A 19835-nucleotide genomic window follows, 5' to 3' on the forward strand; every position below is an offset into this window, starting at 1 on the left:
TTTCTAAATGTTTCTAACAAATAACCAAATATGTACTGGTAAACTTTTTATTAAAAAAATATTTTATTCACTAAAACTTTTACCGAAATGTTTAATTCCTATGTTTTTTAAGTTATTTGTCCTGTAGGAAATGAGGAAATATATTAGGTGTCCCTTAAATTACTATTATCCTATATCAATAATAATAAAAGATTAAATTAAATATTTTTCAAGAAACAAGAATGGGAGTTATGAATCAGTTGTTGTAAACCTTCTTCACTAAATTTTTTAGTTGTATTAATGCAATTAAAAAAGGACCGTGATTAAACGGCCCTTAGGTTATTGGTTTTATTAAGACTACCTTTAATACTTTTGCTTACTCTTAAACAGGTTTCATAAATTAACCTTAATAAAGACAATCAGGGGAGTTTACTCCCCCTTTTGTTAATAACACCGTACTAGTCTGTTACAATCCTAATTCTTTTAGAATGCTGTCCAATGTAGCTCCTTTATAAGAAGATTTAGCTTTTGGAGCATTTGCCACAGTAGGATTTTGCAATCCGTAGTTTTTGATAAGATAGTTCATGTCTTTAGCGTCTACCACTTTATCAAAGTTAAAGTCTGTTGCAGCGTTATCAGTACCCCAATATTTTTGGACAGCAACAGCATCTAAAATATCAATGACATCATCTTTATTGGTATCACCCGCAGCAGCTACTGGTAAATGATGGTTTAATCTTTTACCAATTGTTTCTCCTCGAACTTCATTAGACAATACGACTTGTTTCTGCATTGTAAAGTGACCTGGAACATCTACCTTTACCGTATATGAGGTTTTTTCTGCCTTTAATCCTTCTGCCTGGTATGAACCAAATTTATTTGTAAAAGGGGCTTCAACAATATTTTTTCCATCAGGGGAAGTTACTGTCACCTTTGCCCCAATGGTTCTTTGATCTAAATCATAGTTCATTTCACCTGTTGAAGGATCTTTTGTACCTTCTAGCTGTAACGCACCATCTAATTTTGAATAAGTTGATTTAGGTGTATAGCTTTCCGTATAAGCGTAAACATCTTCCGTCTCTACATTGGATTGGTCAATGGTTGAAGCGCTCATTGTAAACCAATCAACTGGTACACTTCTGGTATACATGTTGGATGTTTTTACGTCGAAATTAAATAATTGTAAATCTTCTGGTAAGGTTTTCGTACCTAAATACGTAAAAGTAAAGGTATAGTTCATACTTAACCCAGAAGGTGCAGATGTAACAGTCACTTGAGCATCCCCATATTGTTTCACTGCATCATTAACGGCTACATTTTCGATCGTTGCCAGATTTGTATTTAAAATAGGTAACGTGATTTTAGTTGTTTTTAAATTTTTGATGTTATTAGATTTAACACTATAGTTGACAGATTCACCTGATGTTACGATTTGCTTATCTGCTTTTAAATAGTAATAAGGTAATTGATGATCTACAAATACGACTCTTAACATACTGGTAGCATCCGCAGTAAAGTTTCCTGCTGCATCAAAACCGTAAAACTGAACTTGTAAAGGTGCAGCTTGCTTTCTTACTAAAATTTGATCAGTGTAATTTCCGTTTTTATCTGTCTTAATTGGAATTGCTGGAAACGGACTATTATAAAAAGAAACAACGGAATTGCTAGATTGATTTATTTGGATACCATCACGTTTTGCTTCCTCCACTTCAGGATCGTTTAGATTAATGTTAAAGTCATATAAAAATTGTCCATTTGTATCAAATTGACTATCGTTATATTCAATAACATTTTGGTCTAGCGAATCAAAGCTAGAAGTCATGATTGGCGCAGCAAGTTCGTAGATGAAATCCGATGACGCTGTAAATGTTTGACCTTCCTCATTTGTTCCAACGAGTTTTAGCTGATAATGACCCGGTCCGGCAACTTCTGCTATGCTACTGATTGGATTTTTTGAATCACTAGTAAACGGATAGTATATAGTACTAAATCCTCTTGGGATAAAAATCGATTGATTATCATTAACGAGGATCGGATCAAAGCTGCCAACTAACCCAAGGTCTTTACCAGTCTTTAGATCATGTAAAATAACATCTAATGTTTTCATATGTGATTTTAATGAAAATTCAAAACCAAGGAATGGATAAGAATTGGCTGGCCAAGCTGTATCCGTTGAAAATAAAGGCTTAGAGACATTAAATGTATCAATCCCCTCATTCACCACTCGAACACCAAATGGAACTTGATACGTTTCAGATGGATTATCTTGGTTGGTATAAACGACATACCCTTCATAAACACCTATTTCCGCTGTTTTTGGAATAGATAGAGAGACATTTCTAGTAATCTGACTGTTTGCTGGTACTTTAATAGACTCCTCTGTCTTGACTTCTACACCATTCTTTTCGGCATCCTTTGATTCTCTTACATCCGTTTGGAAGGTAACCATTACTTCAAAGGTTTTGTCCTCTTTACTCTTGTTTTCAATCGTCACTTCGCGCGAATCTTTCAAATCCTTACCCTTAAAAGCCATCTTGCCGAAACTAATGGCAGCTGTATCTTCCTTCAATTGCTTGTCTTTTCCATTAATGATCATTGGGGTTTTATCTTTGACTTTGATTTCCATCGTGGAATGAATGGCCTCATAAGGATCGACACGCCCGGCACCCTGTTCAAATACACTGTATGGCTTGCTTAACGAATCTGCTGTATTCATTAAGATTGCTTTTACATCTTCTGGCTCTAAATCAGGCTGTGCTTGTAGCAATAATGCCGTAACCCCTGTAGTAAATGGAGTAGCCATAGATGTTCCTGACAAACGTTGATAGGCATAGGTATAATTCGTCGGTTCGGTTGGACTATTAATAAAGCTTGGAACGGTAGATAACACACTTACCCCTGGTGCAGTAATTTCAGGTTTAATATCATAGGTCACACGTGAAGGACCGCGAGAGCTGAAGTCTGCCAATGTATCACCCTGTGTTTTAAAATCACTCATGTCTGTAAAAGTGAAGCTTGCAACTCCTGCTTGTAATTTTTGTTTCAACGCAAGTCCGTCACCATTCGTTAAGGAGAAAGTTGGAATGAAATTCACTCCTTCACCTAAGTGAGTTGGAATATGACCCTCTGCAGAGTTGTCATTGTACATTAGAACTGCAGCTGCACCTTGAGCCTTGGCAAAGGCAATCTTAGAATCCAATGTATAAACTCCCCGGCTCATAAGGACAATTTTTCCTTTAACATCTTTTCCTGTATAGTTATCTCCGAGTCCCACATCAACAACTGTATTACTTTGACCTTTTAACTTCGTAATGTCGTCAGTGTATCCTCTTGCCATAAAGCGTAAATCTGCAGATACACCGTCAATGGCTCCTTTTGCTGCTAGTGTCGAAATCGGCACATTGCTTGCCCCAACAGTCAATGCTAAAGCTGCAGCTCCTGGAGACCCTAGTGTATACAATTTGTTTCCTTCGTTCCCTGCAGCAACTACTGCGGTTACACCGCTTAGGACCGCATTGTTAATCGCAATACTGGTCGGATACATTGGATCATTTAAGTTAGCACCTAACGATAGATTCATGACATCAATGCCTTCAGCCACAGCTTGATCGATGGCTGCAATGATTCCCTCAGCAGATCCGGTACCCCCTGGGCCAAGGACACGATACGCGTATAAATCTGCATCAGGAGCAATTCCCTTTGTGGCGTATTCACTACTATTTTTACCCTGACCAGCAATAGTACCTGAAACATGGGTTCCGTGAGATGTCACATAAGTTGCTGCGTCTCCACCTGGTTTGCCTGCCTTTACCCAGTCCTCATAAGTAGTCTCCATCGGATCCGTGTCATTTTGAACGAAATCGTATCCGCCCTTATAGGCATCCTTTAAATCCGGGTGGTTGTAATCGATTCCTGTATCGAGAACAGCAATCTTTACACCTTTACCCGTATAACCTTCTTGATGTAATTGATCGACCTTTAAGAACGAGCGCTCGTCCGCCATTCCTTGACCTTGCGATTCAGCGGACTTTTCTGCTTCTGGAACTGGCTCCTCTGCCTTCACCGTTGCATCGCTATAAATCGCTTGAACAGCTTCAGATTTCATCAGTTCCTGAATCAGGTTTGCAGGTACTTCCAGCGCCACACCGTTAAACGCATGTTTGTATTCACGTTTTACTTTGTAAGGCTTATCTTTAAGAAGTGCTGCTAAATCATTTTTAAATGTTTTGTGATCTGCCTCTGCTTTCGTTTTAGCTTGTTCATTTGTTAAGCTTTTTCCTTTAGCAGCCGCTTCTAATACAGCTACCTTTTGCGGTTTATTGTTAAAAGAAATGATTACCGATACTGAAGTTTCGCTACTTAAATCCACATTTGTATTTAGAAAAAGTCCGCTTTGTTCACTTGAGGATAGTTTATTTAAGGCTTGTCTTTGTTCAGAAGTTAAATTTGCTAAGATAGATTCCCCATTGGTAATTGAAACAGCATGAACTTTAGATATCGAACTAAGATAAGGGGGTACTAGACTGCTAGAAACTAAACCTATTCCTAACGTAAGGGCGGTTGCTTTTTTAATGATTCTCTTTTTAGTAAATTTCATAGTTTGTTTTCCTACCTCTCGCATTTTTATTGTCATCCTTGCAGCCTCTTCTATTAATCATTCCAATTTCATTCAGAATATTAAATCGATTAAAATAATTTCAGCAATTAAGTTAATAGTAAGAGGTTTACATTTAGAAGTAAATTGGGGTTTTTGGTATGGAATTTTTTGGGTAAATATGATTATTTTGGTTAGCAAAATAACATTTTTGCAATAAATTCAGAAATCATTCCTAATCTTGGAGATAAAACAGGAATAAAGTCACGTATCCATCCTTTTTCATTACCCCAAATCAAAACGCCACCAGTGAGCAAAACTCCCTGGCGGCGTTTGAAGGATTGTTTATTCATCATCAAGAGTGCGTTTCTTTTCCTGCATATAAGAGTGAGCAAACTCTAAGCCTTTTTGAAGTTCACCCTTTTTAACATAATAGTGAAAAAGTTTTTTTTCATAATGCTTTATTAACATATTGTAGCCAATATGATTTAAATGTGGAAGGACCGTTGATTCAATAAATTGATAGTACTTATCCTCTTCTTCATTCAGTTGATAGAGTTGTAATTGAAAGGATATCCATAAAGTTGAGTTAGTCGAATTTGCTAATTTTAGACCTTTGTTGGCTAATTCCATTAAACTTTCTTTACTAAGTAAATTTCCTTTATAGCACGTACTAATATAGCCATCCAGACCTGTTAAATAGTGAGTGGCACTTTCATCCGTTATATTCATTGCCTGTTGGTAAAAGTCCGCTGCTTCTTTATATTTTTTTCTCCTATACAGTTCAAAAGCAAGGTTGTGCAACAGCTTGGATTTACGGCCTATATCTAAAATAATGTCACAAGTACGAATCAATTGTTCATATCGTTCCTTCGTCTCGATAAAATCATGATGTTCCTTCGAATTTAATTGAATAATCATAATCATTTCAGTATCAATGACTCTCTTAATATTTAACGTTTTTTGGAAGTAATCAAGAACTTTTTCCGCATAATAATAGGAAATAATATTCGCCTGTACCGTATGATAAGCGAGAGCCAAATGATAATAATATTCATATTGATTGTATTGACTTTGATCAATCGATATTAAGATTTGTATACAATCGCGATATTTTCCTGTAAGAAAGTAATAGATTCCTTGAACGTGCTTTAGCATATTACGGTCTTGCGGAGAAAAAGAGGTTTCATTTTTTTGCAGGTCCTGAATAATGACCAAGGCTGAATCCAATTTATGCTGCGATAAGTAATATCTCGCTAAAAGTAATTGATAAAACACTTGAAAGTCCTGTAATTCAATGAATATATCATTTTCAATTTCACTTTTTAATCTTTCCGATTCTTTAGTTTCCTGCATGACCAACGCCTCGTGCCAAAGATTTAATTTCTGTCGGAGCATTTCGTAACGTTCCTTCTCATCCTCGAGAGAGATTTTTAATTTCTTCGATACTAGGTACGTAATTTCTTCAGAGTATTCTGTTATTCCTCTCTCTATCTTACTTAAATGCGTAACAGAACAAATGCCACCAACTAGTTGCCCCTGCGTTATTCCCGCTTTTTCACGATAAAACTTAATTATTTTGCCCTCTACCATCCGGCACCTCATGCTGATTTTTATATTTTTTATTATAAGCTTTCTATAAAACTTAAATTTGTATTTACTATGAATATGCCTACATTTCTTATTATAGAGATTACAGATTTTCTTTCAACACTCGCTTTTTAAAGGAACATTTGTTTATTTTGACAAACTTTCCTTGTCTACACACTCAAAGTAAAAAGACTGCAAACCAGCAGCCTTTTCCTTTATCACTTAATAATGAATTTGTATGGAACACAGAAATGATTTTAAACTCTAAAAATTCTCTACTTTTTTCATTAATTGATGTTCGTTCTGCATCCTCAATTTCCTGATATCGAGACGAATTAAGAGTGAAATGGCAAATGCTATAACAAAAATTCCTGAGAAGATAACCAATGTTCCCTGATAGCTGCCTGTCATTTCCCGCACCCAAGCAACAAATATTGGCCCAACGAGACCGGCTGCAGCCCAAGCAGTTAGGATGTAGCCATGAATGGCCCCAAGCTGTTTTGTTCCAAATAAGTCACCGATATAGGCTGGAATAGCGGAAAATCCTCCTCCATAACAGGTCATGATCATATAAACAATGATAGAAAATAATATTCCAACGGTTATATTTGGCAACATAAAAAAGGCAACAATTTGAAATGCAAAAAATAAGGTGTAAACATTTGGTCTTCCGATGTAATCAGATATTGTAGCCCAAACAATTCTTCCTGATCCGTTAAATAACCCCATAATCCCAACCATCGCAGCTGCCCCAGTAGCGGAAATCCCTACCAGCTCCTGAGCCATAGGAGATGCTACCGATAGAATCGCAATTCCACAGGTAACATTAATAAAAAGCATTACCCATAAGGCCCAAAACTGTCTTGTTTTCACAGCCTCATTGGCGGTTAACTGACGAAGATCCTCTTTGATTTTCTTCGTACCTGATTTTTTAGTTATGGCTTCCATGCCCTTAGGGACCCATCCTTCTTTTGGGGGCGCAAGATATTGAGCAGAACAAAATATGATAACAAAGTAGGTCGCTCCTAGAATATAGAAAGTATTGGAAATTCCATATTGTACAATTAATTTATTCATGATTGGACTGCTGATTAAAGAAGCAAAACCAAATCCCATAATGGCAAGGCCCGTTGCAAGACCTCTCCGGTCCGGGAACCACTTTACCAATGTAGAGACAGGTGTAATATAGCCAACCCCTAACCCAATTCCGGCAATCATTCCGTAAAATAAATAGAGTAATAGCAATGATTCTAATTGGATGGCTAAACCTGCACCTGCAATACCAGTTCCAAAAAACAACGCACTTAACGTTCCAGCAGCTCTCGGTCCAAATTTCTCAACAAAGTGACCTAGAAAAGCTGCAGATAAACCTAAAAATAAGATTGCCAAACTAAACGTCAAGGAAATTTGTTTTAATCCCCAACCCATCTGTTGTTGCAGCGGATTTGTAAAAACACTCCAGGCGTATACCGACCCAATCGATATATGAATTCCAACAGCTGAAAGAGCGATTAGCCAACGATTCTTAGTATTCATTCTTCAGTCCCCTTTTCTATTTTAGAATCTTGCTGCAGATCACAAATTGAATTTATTTCTGAGTTATGTTTATTTTTGAAGCAGCTAATTGAGCTCTTTTTCTTGCCTTATCAACAGATTCACCCGTACTTAAAACAACTGCCATCCGGCGGCCAATTTTTGTTTCGGGTTTACCAAAGACCCTTACCTGTGTATTAGGGACAGTCAGGCTGTCTGCAACTCCAGTAATCTCGTACTCTTTGCTTTCTTTCCATGCTTTAATCGTGTGACTTGCACCAGGAGATAACAGCTGAACACCTTGAATCGGATATCCTAAAATGGCTCTGATGTGCAAGGAAAATTCAGACAAATCTTGTGTAGCCATTGTTACCATGCCCGTATCATGAGGTCTTGGTGAAACCTCACTAAAATAGACACCATTTTGAGAAAGAAATAATTCAACGCCAAAAAGTCCATACCCGCCAAGAGCATCCGTGATTTTTTTAGCTATGAACTGCGAATCAGTGATTTGTTCCGCTGTCATGTGATGTGGCTGCCAGGATTCTATGTAGTCACCATCTTTTTGCACATGACCTATTGGAGCACAGTAGGTTGTTCCTGAAGCTGAACGTACTGTTAAAAGGGTGATCTCAGAATCGAAGTGGATAAATTCTTCGACTATGACTCGCGTTTTTTTAGCTCTGCCACCTGAAATAGCTTCATTCCAAGACGTTTCTACATCCTCGATGGAACGACAAACACTTTGCCCTTTTCCAGACGAACTCATAATAGGTTTAATTACACATGGAGTTCCGATTTCTTGAACGGCGATTTTTAATTCTTCCAGTGTGTTGGCAAACTTGTATTTGGCCGTAGGAAGTCCGAGTTCTTCACTTGCCAATCGTCGGATTCCTTCTCGGTCCATTGTCAAATTCACTGCCTTGGCAGTTGGTACAATATTAACACCCTCATTTTCAAGGTCTATTAATGTTTCTGTTGAAATTGCCTCAATTTCAGGAACCACAAAGTCCGGTTTTTCCAACTCTATTACTCTACGAAGCTCTGCTCCATCAAGCATGTCCACTACATAGGAACGATGTGCCACCTGCATTGCCGGAGCATTATCATACCGGTCTACCGCAATTGTCTCCAATCCTAAACGCTGTGCCTCGATGATCGTTTCTTTTCCAAGTTCACCGGAACCGAGTAACAAAACTTTTTTTGCTTGAATACCAAACATTATGTACACATCTCCCTATCGTTTGCTTTTTGATTATCATAACCTACACTTTCACTTAATTCAAGCTGTATTTTTGCGTAAAACACGAACGATTATTATAAAATTTTACCTATTGTTCGTATTCTTTTTTGTAACCGGATTCAACACCAAGGATCCATCTTACAGAAAACGCCGATTAGGAAATTGCTGCGTGCAAAAAAAAATCCCACCTTCCAAATAGAAGGTGAGATTTTTTTGTTTATTTCCAAGAACTTACATATCGTGACCCATAGTAGGCATGTCAGATACAATCGTTGGGTCAACCATTCCAGCGATCATGGCGATGTGTGCTAAGATTAGAAACATACCAACAAAGAACGCATGGACTTTTAATTTTTCTTCCTGTGATTTGTTTTTATAAATGATATTTAAATCCAAAAGTGCCATTCCTAGCAATGGGACAATTCCTAGTAAATAAAACCCTACAGCGACTACATCAATCCATCCATGCCATTCCCCTTTAGATGTGATCGGAATAACAGCATTAAGTAGCAAGTAAATGAAAATACCAGTAAAATAAAATCCTACAAAAATAGATGTAATTTTGTTAACTAATCTTAATTTACCATTTAGATTTCTCGTAAACAAAATGGACAATTCTGTTACAGCAATTGTTTCAGCACAGATAACCGGAATCGCCATAAAAATAATCAGATTCCATGGTTGATTATCAGCTAGTAGGCCCATATAATGCGTCATGTTCATGTGGAAATATCCTCCTAAAATCGTCTATATTTTGTTTCGATACAGATAGATTGTAGGTTTAAGATATAAAGATAAGATGAAGAATCTGTGACAAAAGCATGACATATACCCAGCTACCTTATTGCACCTATCGATTACCGAATAACTTTTAATGACCCTACAAAAAAAGAGAGCTGGGTAATCCCCCTGCTCTCTTTCTACACCATCAAAATTAATTCGTAACGCCTTCGCGTTTGCGCTTTTTCTCCATTTGCTTTTCGTGCGCGCGGGAGTGGGCACGGTGGCGATCTTCTTCCACTTCATCAGACATTTGAACACCCATAGGTACTGTAGTAGCCGCTATTTCTTTGAGCCCTTGCTGGTCTTTCTCAAAAACAAATGATGCTCTTGTTGATATATCTGCTCCCTGCTCGGTTACAAATGGGACAACACGGTAATCTGCACGCCATTGTTCAGGAGTGACCTGACAACGAACATAACCACGGTAATTATTAAAGAATTTAATGTGCGGGTTATCCGCTAAAGATTTTGCCGTGTCTGCACGCCAATCTGACCCGTTTCCACCTGAAGTAATCGATGTTCCAACAAACTCTGCTCCAAAAATCGGGGCCTCTGGATTGTTGTAATCAGTCGTAAGGTTAGAAGCCCAGCTTGCATGCACATCACCAGTAAGAACGATAACGTTGTTGATGTTACTGCCAGCAACAAAATCAGTAATACGCTGACGCGCGGCAGGATATCCATCCCAGGAATCCATACTGAATTTTGGCGCTGTAATGCTTCCAGATTTCCGTTGCGCAAAAAATATCTGCTGGGCAAGGACATTCCAATGAGATTTTGAGCTACCTAGATTGCCAAACAACCATTTTTCTTGTTCTGTTCCCAGAAGAGTACGCTTTGGATCCAAGGATTCAGGTGTATGAGCTTTCGATCCATCACCATTCGCCTGGTCATCACGGTACTGACGTGTATCAAGAACATAGAAGTTCGCCAAATCACCATATGTAAAATCCCGGTATAATTGCATACCGCCATCGTGTGGCAATGACGACCTGCGGAGCGGCATATGTTCGTAATAAGCCTGGTACGCAGCAGCACGACGCTTGATAAAAGCCTCAACAGACTGGCCTTTTTCTGGAATGACATTTGCGTAGTTGTTTTCCACTTCATGATCATCCCATGTAACCACCCATGGAAATGAAGCGTGTGCAGCCTTGAGGTGTTCATCAGAACGATATTGGGCATGGCGAGTGCGGTAATCTTCAATTGTGATAATTTCATCGCCTTTGTGGGCGCGGACATTGCCCGTTGGTGAAAGATACTCGTTCGTACCGTATTCATATATGTAATCGCCAAGGTGGAACACAAGATCAAGATCTTCTTTTGCTAAATGCTTGTACGCAGTAAAATAGCCGTGTTCATACTGTTGACAGGAAGCGAATGCGAATGTCATGCTTGCTACGCTGGCACCTGCTGATGGAAGGGTTTTTGTTTTTCCAACAGGGCTTAGTTCATTTCCGGTCTTGAAACGGTAAAAATAAACCGTATTCGCCTTCAGACCGCTCACTTCTACATGTACAGAATGTGCCAGATTGGGCGAAGCATGTTCCGTTCCTCGTTTGATGATGTTACGGAAGTTTTCGTCTGTTGCAACCTCCCAATTAACAGGAACGACATGAGATGGCATTCCTCCACCATTTAATGGGTCGGGAGCCAGTCTTGTCCATAATACGACACTGTCTGATAGCGGATCGCCGGAAGCTACACCAAGAGAAAAAGGATATTCGCTGAAATTCGGAGCCGCATCTACTTTAAATCCTCCCAAAGATTGAGCAATGGTTAACCCAAGGGACAGCCCTGCGATCTTGCCGGCGCCATGAAGAAAGCTGCGGCGGTCAAAGTTCTTTTTCAAATTTTGTTCGTTAAACTTCCTAATCATTTCGTCCAAATTTGTCATGATATTTCCCCTCTCAGATTACATATTTTTACCACGGCTTTGATTATAACTAGGATTTATTAAAAAATTATGAAGATTGTAAATAGAAAAATAGTATGGTGTTACATAGATGGTTCATTTATAACAGGCCTTTCAATTTAGAGAGGGATAAAAATTGCAATAATAGTTCATATTATTACCAATCAACAGCAAATTCTATCGATTTTGAATAGGCTTTTTCTCCTCTTTTTTTTTATTTTAATTTCATAAAAAACTTACAAACTATTCTTCCATTAAACTGTGCTTGTCACTTACCTGCTTTCTTAGGTTCTTCTTGTACATATAAAAATCCCACCTTCCATTCAGAAAGTGAGATTTATATTAATGCTCGATTTTATCATTGGGCCTAACAAATCCTCCTCCATAAACACGTCATGATTAGGTACATGGCTGGCAATGGGTAATAGATGAGGCAATGGTCATGTTAATGAGCGTATAAATCGATTACAGACTTTACTTTTACAGCACTTAATTTAAATCCTGGCATTTTGCATATCGGATCCAGTTCATTTGAAACTAATAGATTCACATTTTGCGAGTCTGCCCAATGAAAAGGAACAAAAACCGTATCCTGACGGATAGCTTCTGACCATATACTCCTGACAACAATACTGCCTCTTTTGGATTCAATCTTTACTAATGAACGATCTTCAATCCCAAATTTTTTGGCAGTTGCCGGATGAATTTCTACAAATGATTCTACATCTCTAGCGGCCAAAGCAGGACTTTTTCTTGTTTGTACTCCTGTTAAATAGTGTGACATCACTCTTCCTGTTGTTAAATAGAGGGGATACTCCTCACTCACCTGTTCCTTAGCCGGGTCTGGACGGTTTGAGACTGCCACCATCTCGGCCCTGCCATCAGGATGGGAAAACGAAGTTTCAAATAAACGTTTTGTGCCTTCATGCTCTAGGTCAGGGCACGGCCAAAGGATGCCGCTTTCCTTCCGCAGACGATGATAGGTGATGCCATAATAATCCGCTTTTCCACCACGGCTCGCCACCCGTAATTCATTAAAGATTTCTTCCGCAGAAGAAAAGTTAAAGTATTCTCCTTTTCCAAGAACACGAGCTACCTCGCAGATAATTTGCCAATCATGTTTCACTTCTCCTGGACAAGGATAACTCGCTTCCCTCAATGTTACTCTTCCTTCTAAATTCGTCATGGTTCCTTCATCCTCTAAATAAGAGGAAGCCGGTAAAATGACGTCTGCTAATCTCGCAGTCTCTGACACAAATAAATCTACAGCTACGAAGAACTTTAACTTTTTTAATGCCTTTTTAACAAATTGTGCGTTTGGATTGGACACAACCGGATTCGAGCACATTAAAAACATACCCGCAATCTCACCGTTATCGATTTTTTCCATCATTTCAAACGCAGAAACACCTTTTCTAGGTATATCGTCTTTTTCCACGCCCCAAACACTTGCAATATATGCACGGTGTTCCTCATTTTCAATCGACCGATATCCTGGCAGTTGGTCTGCTTTTTGTCCATGTTCCCTAGCACCCTGACCATTTCCCTGTCCTGTAATCGCTCCAAAACCACAATTCTGCTTGCCGATTTTGCCTGTTGAAAGTAGAATATTCAGGAAATTACGTACAGCTATAGAGCCATCAGTATGCTGTTCCACCCCTCTAGCAGTAAAAATCATTCCCGTTTCCTCTTTTCCAAACTTACGAGCTACTTTTTGAATTTGCTCTTTTGGAACACCTGTTATTTCCTCAATTTCTTGTAAATCCGTAGATAATAGATGTTGTTGGACTTCCTCAAAATTTTTGACCCGTTCATTTATAAATGCATGATCAACATAGTTTTCCTCAATAATCACCTTTAACAGTCCGTTTGCTAAAGCTGCGTCTGTTCCAGGTTTGATTTTTAAATGTACGTCAGCCATTTTTGTTGTTGCTGTTTCGCGTGGATCAATCGCAATAATATAGGCACCGTTTTCTTTTGCTTTCTCAAAATAGGGCATGATCGTTGGCTGACATTCAGCGATATTCGTACCCGCAAGAATGATACAGCGAGTAAATGGAATTTCGTGCAGAGTATTTGTAAATCCTCTGTCGATCCCAAACGTTTGACTGGCTGCTGATGCCGCTGCTGACATGCACAATCTGCCATTATAATCAATAAATCTCGTTTTCAAGGCAACCCGAGCAAATTTTCCAAGTAAATAGGCTTCCTCATTTGTGATGGAGGCACTCCCATAAACAGCTAAGGAATTCAGCCCTTCTTCCTCCTGAATTCTAGTAAAGTTATTCTTAATATGTTTCAATGCCTCTTCCCAGCTAACGGTGACAAATTCTCCATTTCTTTTAAGTAATGGATATTTCAACCGCTCATGATGAAAGCTATGTTGATGGGCATTCATCCCCTTCATACACAATCGACCCTCCGATGTAGGGTTGTTTCTTCCAATGGTTACATATTTTTTTCTAGTAACAACGGACTGTTCTAGCAGCTGCATCTTACATTGCATACTGCAAAATGGACATTGTGTATCATATTTTTTTTCGGTCCCCACTTCCTGCTGCTTTGTGCGGAAATACTTCAATAACAATTCAGTCACTCGTCACTCCCCCTATTTGGCATGTTTCTATAAATTGGTTAATAGAGGCTTCTCTCTACTAATTTCTTGCGTAAAGTAATCTCCTCTTCCAAATGCTGGAGCAGCTGGTGGCGAAGTTCTTCATCAAATAATACTTCCCTTACATGAACCAATCCGACTCTTTCTACCCATTCCCATGTACGCTCCAAATAATTAGCTGTCTCACGATAATATTGAACAAAACCACTGATTAGTTCCAGCGCTTCCTCAGTGGTTGCAGCAACACATAATAACTCACCAGCACGAACATGGCGCCCACCGCTTCCGCCGATATAAATTTCCCATCCACGTTCAACCCTAATTACGCCAACATCTTTTGTGGTCGAGCCTGCTTCGTTATGCAAACAAGAGGATATTCCCATTTTGACCCGATAAGGGGTAGTGAAAAATTCTAATTGCTTTTCGAGGCTTACTGCCAGTTCAATAGATGGTTTTTTATCGCATGAACAAATATGTTCTCCTATACATGTTTTAATGTTTTGGACACCATTAACCTGCGGTGAACTTAAGCGCATGTTTAATTCCGACCATACATCTGACAAATCTTCTTTTTTAACACCAAGTAAAAGAATTCTTTGGTCACTCGTGATCGCGACATCATTTATATGATATTTCTCAGCAACTTGAGCAATTTTTCTTAATTGCTCTGGATTTGTGATACCACCATACATTTGTGGGATAAGGGTATAGGTCCCATCGGATTGGAATACTGCATTCCTATTTTCGTTTATAAAAAGAGCTCGTTGTTTACTCTCATATTCAGGATTAATCATTCCTAAATAATAGTTAATCGCGGGGCGGCAAATCGAACAGCCTTCGTTATTTTTCCAATCTAAGACTTCCATGACTTCCTGTATAGTTGATAACCCTTGTCTCTGCATCTCCTGAACCAATTCATCATCATTTAAAGTTGTACATGAACAGAGTCCTGTCTTTTCATCTATGACTTCTTCAACATCGTTATTCTGTAGATAGGACAACAGGTCGGCCACGAGTGGTTTACATCCGCCGCAAGAGCTTGAAGCTTTCGTACATTTTTTAATTTCTTCAACAGTATTTAACCCTTCTCGTTGAATCGCCTCCAGAATAGTTCCTTTCGTCACACTATTACAATTGCAAATGATCTTACTGACAGGAAAAGATGCAATAGAAAATCCACCGTCCTTCACCTGTGGAAAAAGTGAAACCTTTTCTACATCCGACACATCTTGATGTTTGAGAATCATGTCCAGCAGCTTGGTTCGTTCCTTTGTTTCACCGTACAATACCGCACCAATAATCTTATGATCTTGAAAAACTACTTTTTTATAAATTCTCTCAACCTCATCATAGATCTTTATCGATTGGGTTGAAGAATCCTTATCATGGATCATTCCAACTGAAAACAGGTCTACACCTGAAATTTTCAGTTGGGTAGATAGAACACTTCCTTGGTAGCCAAGGCCTTCGTTGCCACATATCCGTTGTGCTAATGCTTTCCCTTGTTCATAAAGAGGCTGTACCAACCCATAAATCATCCCTCGATGCTCGACACATTCTCCTACTGCGTAAATGTTCGGCACACTCGTCTCCATATAATCATTAACTAGAATCGCTCGGTTGGTTTCAATTCCGGATTTCTTTGCGAGTTGAACATTCGGCCTGACACCTGCAGCCATCACAACCAGATCAGCATCCACTTCTGTCCCATCTTTAAAGCGGAGACCATTTGCTTTAGTACCGCCAATTATTTCCTTCGTTTCTTTTTCTAATAGGAACTTCATTCCTTGACGTTCTAATTCTTTTTGAAGCATTGTTGCAGCTGTTTCATCTAACTGTCTCTCCATTAAATATGGGCCAATATGAACGACATTCACTGTCATCCCGAGATTAAGAAGTCCCTTTGCTGCTTCTAATCCCAGCACACCTCCACCAATCACCACTGTATTTTTACTTTTTTTAGAGATCTCCATTATTTTCTGACAATCTTCTATTGTTCTGAACGTAACGACTCCCTGTTTATCGGCACCTGGAATCGGAAGCGAAAACGGGAGGGAACCAGTAGCGATAATCAATTGATCATAAGAGACGATTCGGTGTTGATCTGTTTTGACAACCTGTGAATGCTTATCAATTTGGACTACTGTTTCTCCAGTGTATAAATGAATATGATGTCGCTCATACCATTCACGGTCATGCAGCGTAATATCTCCAAAAGAAGTGCCACCCTGTAAAATGGAGGATAAAAGAATTCGATTATAATTTACATGGGGTTCACTTCCAAAAATAGTAATCTCAAATCCTGATGGATCCAGCTTTAAAATTTCCTCTATACAGCGGACACCCGCCATTCCATTTCCCACTAATACCAGCTTTTTTTTACCCATTTTAAACCTCCAGCTGTTATTTCATCTCACATTAAACTTAATGCCATCAATTATTACATAAAGTCAAAATAAAAAAATGAAACACGTTATATTTCCTAACATACTAGTTTTTTGTTAGCTAAAAGAGTAAAGAATCACTGGTGAGTTTTGTTTTATTTGATTAAGCGATAAACCCTGTAATTATACCGATTTTGCATGGCAGAAAAAAATACATGTGTAAGCTTTCTTAACAACAATTGAGACAAAACCTAAGTGTCGAATTATTCTTAAAACTATAAAAATTAGGAGGTATGGAAAATGAAAAAAAATATCGGATTGGTTTCATTCGTCATTTTACTAGCTAAAGTCCTATTTTCAAAAGGAACAAAAAATATCGGGTGGTAACTCCTGATAGAAAAAAACAAGATTATTTGAGAGGAGTAGATAAGATGAAATTAGCAGATTTAAAAAAGGCGGGCCATGCTCCATCATTAGTTGCCTCATTTCTATACTTTGATATCAGTTTCATGATTTGGGTTATGTTGGGGGCATTAGGGGTTTATATCACAAACGATTTCAATCTTTCTCCTTCTGAGAGAGGCGTAATTGTAGCGGTTCCCATCTTAAGCGGTTCTTTTTTTCGACTGATTCTTGGTTTCTTAACAGATCGAATTGGTCCTAAAAAAACAGCGATCAGTGGGATGACGGTTACAATGATTCCACTAATATGGGGATGGTTATACGGTCAAAGTGTTACAGAACTTTTCCTAATTGGAATTCTTCTTGGAGTAGCAGGGGCAAGCTTTGCGGCAGCCATTCCGATGGCGAGCCGGTGGTACCCGCCGCATTTACAGGGATTGGCCATGGGCATTGCAGGTGCGGGGAACAGCGGTACGCTATTGGCTACTTTATTCGGACCACGTTTGGCCGAAAATATTGGCTGGCATAATGTAATGGGACTTGCCCTTATTCCTCTTCTCGTTGTTATGGTTTTATATGTGGTAATGGCTAAAGATGCCCCCTCCCAACCGAAAGCAAAACCGATTAAAGAATACTTTCAGGTTTTTAAACAAAAAGACACCTTATATTTCTGCCTGCTTTATAGTGTTACCTTTGGCGGCTTTGTCGGACTATCCAGCTTTTTAAGCATCTTTTTTGTAGACCAATATGAATTAACAAAGGTACGTGCTGGGGATTTCGTTACCTTATGTGTCGCAGCAGGAAGTTTTTTCCGACCAGTTGGGGGATTCATCGCAGATAAAATCGGCGGAGTACGCTTGTTAACCTTCTTATTTATTGGAGTCGGAATCACCATGTTCAGTATAAGCCTGCTTCCTGCCCTGCCGTTTGCTATTACTGTATTGTTTATTGGGATGCTTTGTTTTGGAATGGGAAATGGCGCGGTTTTCCAATTAGTTCCTCAGCGATTTCAAGAGGAAATTGGTGTAATAACAGGTATTGTCGGAGCTGCTGGCGGGGTGGGCGGATTCTTTGTACCCACTATACTCGGGTCACTTAAACAATTGACAGGAACGTATGCTACCGGATTTTACATTTTGGCTGGGGTTGGATTATGTGCTCTTTTCGTTTTAGTCATCGCTCAAATCTCCTGGAGGAAAACTATGGGGGCAAATCGTGCATCTATTTAATGTCTGAGTACCTTTATTACTTTTAAACCATAAACACAAGAATAAAGGAAATTAGTGACCAAAAAAATTACTCCTAGGTAGCAATGAGCACCAATCTCATTTTCTACCTAAGAGTTTTATTTTTATTTTTATTATTTAGCTGAAACAGTAAAAAGCTTTTCTAAATTACGGACAACTTCAGCTTTTTCGGCTTCAACAACTTCTAAATGTTGTGGTTTATTAAACAATTCACTAATTTGCTCAGGGTATGTCTGTTCGATATTACAACGTTCAATGGATTCATTAAATTTTGCCGGATGAGCAGTTGCAAGTGTGACACAAATCTCACTAGGGTTATTACAACTTTCAAATGCAGCAACCCCACAAGCAGTATGTGGATCTAATAAATAATTCGTTTCTGCATAGTACTTGCTTATGGTTTGCAAGCAATCTTCCCCTTCAACTCCATAGGCGGCAAAATCCACTTTCACCTGTTGGAGCAGTTCCTCGTTCACAACAATTTTTCCTTCTGTTTTGAACTTCTCCATTAAGATTGACACGGCGCTTGGATTTTCTCCTAGCAAGTAGTACAGATAGCGCTCAAAATTGCTAGCTACTTGGATATCCATCGAAGGGCTAAATGTACTGCGGAATTCACCAGGCTTGTACACTCCATCATGGATAAAACCTTCTAAAATATTATTCTCGTTGGTCGCAACGATAAGTTTACCAATCGGTAGACCCATTTTCTTTGCAAGATAACCTGCAAAGATATCTCCAAAATTACCAGTTGGCACGCTAAAGTTTATTTTCTTTAAATCGGTCTCTTTTTTCACTTGGAAATACGCATAGAAATAATAAACTGTTTGCGCCATAATACGAACAAAGTTAATAGAATTTATCGCTCGCATGTGGTATTTGTTTTTAAATTCCACATCTGCGAACAATTCCTTGATGATTCTTTGACCATCATCAAACGTTCCTTTTATTGCTAGATTCAAAACACTTTTGTCATTAACAGTCGTCATCTGTAATTCTTGTACCTTACTTACTTTGCCATGGGGGTGCAAAATACAAATGCGGATGCCTTCTTTTCCTCTTACACCCTCAATGGCTGAGGCACCGGTATCTCCTGATGTAGCACCGAGAATATGAATCGACTCACCTGTCTTCTTTGATACATATGAATATAAATTTCCTAAGAATTGCAGAGCAATATCTTTAAAAGCAAAGGTCGGACCGTGGAACAATTCTAGAACATACATGTTATTCTTCAACTTTTGAACAGGTGTTACCTTTTGGTGGCGGAAGGTTGCATAGCTTTTCTCGATTAGAGCCTTTAACTCATTGTCTGGGATTTCACCATCAACATAATAGGAAAATACTTCGTATGCTAATTCTTGATACGTAAGCTTGGACATTTCTTCTAACTTTTCTGCAGGAATCTGCGGGATTTTCTCCGGTACTAATAGTCCTCCGTCATTTGCCAATCCCATTAAGACTGTATCAATAAAACCAATTTCACTTACATTTCCGCGTGTACTAACAAAGTTCATAGTTGCCTCCAGTATGTCTTAAAAGTTTTATTAC

The 19835-nt window shown here is 38.7% G+C and carries 11 protein-coding genes; 1 reads left to right on the top strand and 10 read right to left on the bottom strand.

What is annotated here, in order from left to right; all coding sequences use genetic code 11:
• Positions 1-445: 445 nt before the first annotated feature.
• The 9 genes from QUG14_RS08440 to nirB form a co-directional block, all read right to left on the bottom strand.
• Positions 446-4576 carry a S8 family serine peptidase gene (locus QUG14_RS08440; RefSeq protein WP_289340064.1) on the bottom strand — a complete coding sequence of 1377 codons (4131 nt, stop codon included), beginning with the start codon at positions 4574-4576 and terminating at the stop codon, positions 446-448.
• Positions 4577-4767: 191 nt separating this feature from the next.
• A complete protein-coding gene (locus tag QUG14_RS08445; RefSeq protein WP_289340065.1) occupies positions 4768-4929 on the bottom strand; it encodes a hypothetical protein in 162 nt (53 codons plus the stop codon).
• Complete coding sequence (locus QUG14_RS08450) at positions 4919-6166, bottom strand: helix-turn-helix domain-containing protein (RefSeq protein WP_289340066.1); 1248 nt, start codon at positions 6164-6166, stop codon at positions 4919-4921. The genes QUG14_RS08445 and QUG14_RS08450 overlap by 11 nt, the downstream gene beginning before the upstream one ends.
• 261 nt (positions 6167-6427) lie before the next feature.
• Positions 6428-7699 carry an L-lactate MFS transporter gene (locus QUG14_RS08455; protein WP_289340067.1) on the bottom strand — a complete coding sequence of 424 codons (1272 nt, stop codon included), beginning with the start codon at positions 7697-7699 and terminating at the stop codon, positions 6428-6430.
• Positions 7700-7751: 52 nt separating this feature from the next.
• Positions 7752-8918 carry a formate-dependent phosphoribosylglycinamide formyltransferase gene (gene purT, locus QUG14_RS08460; RefSeq protein ID WP_289340068.1) on the bottom strand — a complete coding sequence of 389 codons (1167 nt, stop codon included), beginning with the start codon at positions 8916-8918 and terminating at the stop codon, positions 7752-7754.
• A gap of 252 nt (positions 8919-9170) precedes the next feature.
• Entirely contained in the window at positions 9171-9662 is a 492-nt protein-coding gene (locus QUG14_RS08465; protein ID WP_289340069.1) for a DUF6803 family protein, read from the bottom strand.
• A 211-nt stretch (positions 9663-9873) separates the two neighbouring features.
• A complete protein-coding gene (locus QUG14_RS08470) occupies positions 9874-11619 on the bottom strand; it encodes an alkaline phosphatase D family protein (protein WP_289340070.1) in 1746 nt (581 codons plus the stop codon).
• A 463-nt stretch (positions 11620-12082) separates the two neighbouring features.
• On the bottom strand, positions 12083-14233 hold the full coding sequence (gene nasC / locus QUG14_RS08475) for an assimilatory nitrate reductase catalytic subunit NasC (RefSeq protein WP_289340071.1): 2151 nt from the start codon (positions 14231-14233) through the stop codon (positions 12083-12085).
• A 38-nt stretch (positions 14234-14271) separates the two neighbouring features.
• Positions 14272-16638, bottom strand: coding sequence for a nitrite reductase large subunit NirB (gene nirB, locus QUG14_RS08480; protein WP_289340072.1), 2367 nt, complete (start codon positions 16636-16638; stop codon positions 14272-14274).
• A 428-nt stretch (positions 16639-17066) separates the two neighbouring features.
• Between nirB and QUG14_RS08485 the strand changes: the two genes are divergently transcribed.
• Positions 17067-18266: a NarK family nitrate/nitrite MFS transporter gene (locus tag QUG14_RS08485; RefSeq protein ID WP_289340073.1), complete on the top strand. Its 1200-nt coding sequence runs from the start codon at positions 17067-17069 to the stop codon at positions 18264-18266.
• A gap of 131 nt (positions 18267-18397) precedes the next feature.
• Here the strand turns inward: QUG14_RS08485 and thrC are convergent, their stop codons facing one another.
• Entirely contained in the window at positions 18398-19801 is a 1404-nt protein-coding gene (gene thrC, locus QUG14_RS08490) for a threonine synthase (protein WP_289340074.1), read from the bottom strand.
• Between the last annotated feature and the right edge of the window lie 34 nt (positions 19802-19835).

Origin of the sequence: Neobacillus sp. CF12, from assembly GCF_030348765.1 — a bacterium.
Taxonomy (GTDB): Bacteria; Bacillota; Bacilli; order Bacillales; family Cytobacillaceae; genus Neobacillus.

Excerpts from the sequence above, each read along its gene's own strand:
- QUG14_RS08440 (WP_289340064.1), bottom strand. The coding sequence starts at position 4,576 with ATGAAATTTACTAAAAAGAGAATCATTAAAAAAGCAACCGCCCTTACG.
- QUG14_RS08445 (WP_289340065.1), bottom strand. The coding sequence starts at position 4,929 with ATGATGAATAAACAATCCTTCAAACGCCGCCAGGGAGTTTTGCTCACT.
- QUG14_RS08450 (WP_289340066.1), bottom strand. The coding sequence starts at position 6,166 with ATGGTAGAGGGCAAAATAATTAAGTTTTATCGTGAAAAAGCGGGAATA.
- QUG14_RS08455 (WP_289340067.1), bottom strand. The coding sequence starts at position 7,699 with ATGAATACTAAGAATCGTTGGCTAATCGCTCTTTCAGCTGTTGGAATT.
- purT (WP_289340068.1), bottom strand. The coding sequence starts at position 8,918 with ATGTTTGGTATTCAAGCAAAAAAAGTTTTGTTACTCGGTTCCGGTGAA.
- QUG14_RS08465 (WP_289340069.1), bottom strand. The coding sequence starts at position 9,662 with ATGAACATGACGCATTATATGGGCCTACTAGCTGATAATCAACCATGG.
- QUG14_RS08470 (WP_289340070.1), bottom strand. The coding sequence starts at position 11,619 with ATGACAAATTTGGACGAAATGATTAGGAAGTTTAACGAACAAAATTTG.
- nirB (WP_289340072.1), bottom strand. The coding sequence starts at position 16,638 with ATGGGTAAAAAAAAGCTGGTATTAGTGGGAAATGGAATGGCGGGTGTC.
- QUG14_RS08485 (WP_289340073.1), top strand. The coding sequence starts at position 17,067 with ATGAAATTAGCAGATTTAAAAAAGGCGGGCCATGCTCCATCATTAGTT.
- thrC (WP_289340074.1), bottom strand. The coding sequence starts at position 19,801 with ATGAACTTTGTTAGTACACGCGGAAATGTAAGTGAAATTGGTTTTATT.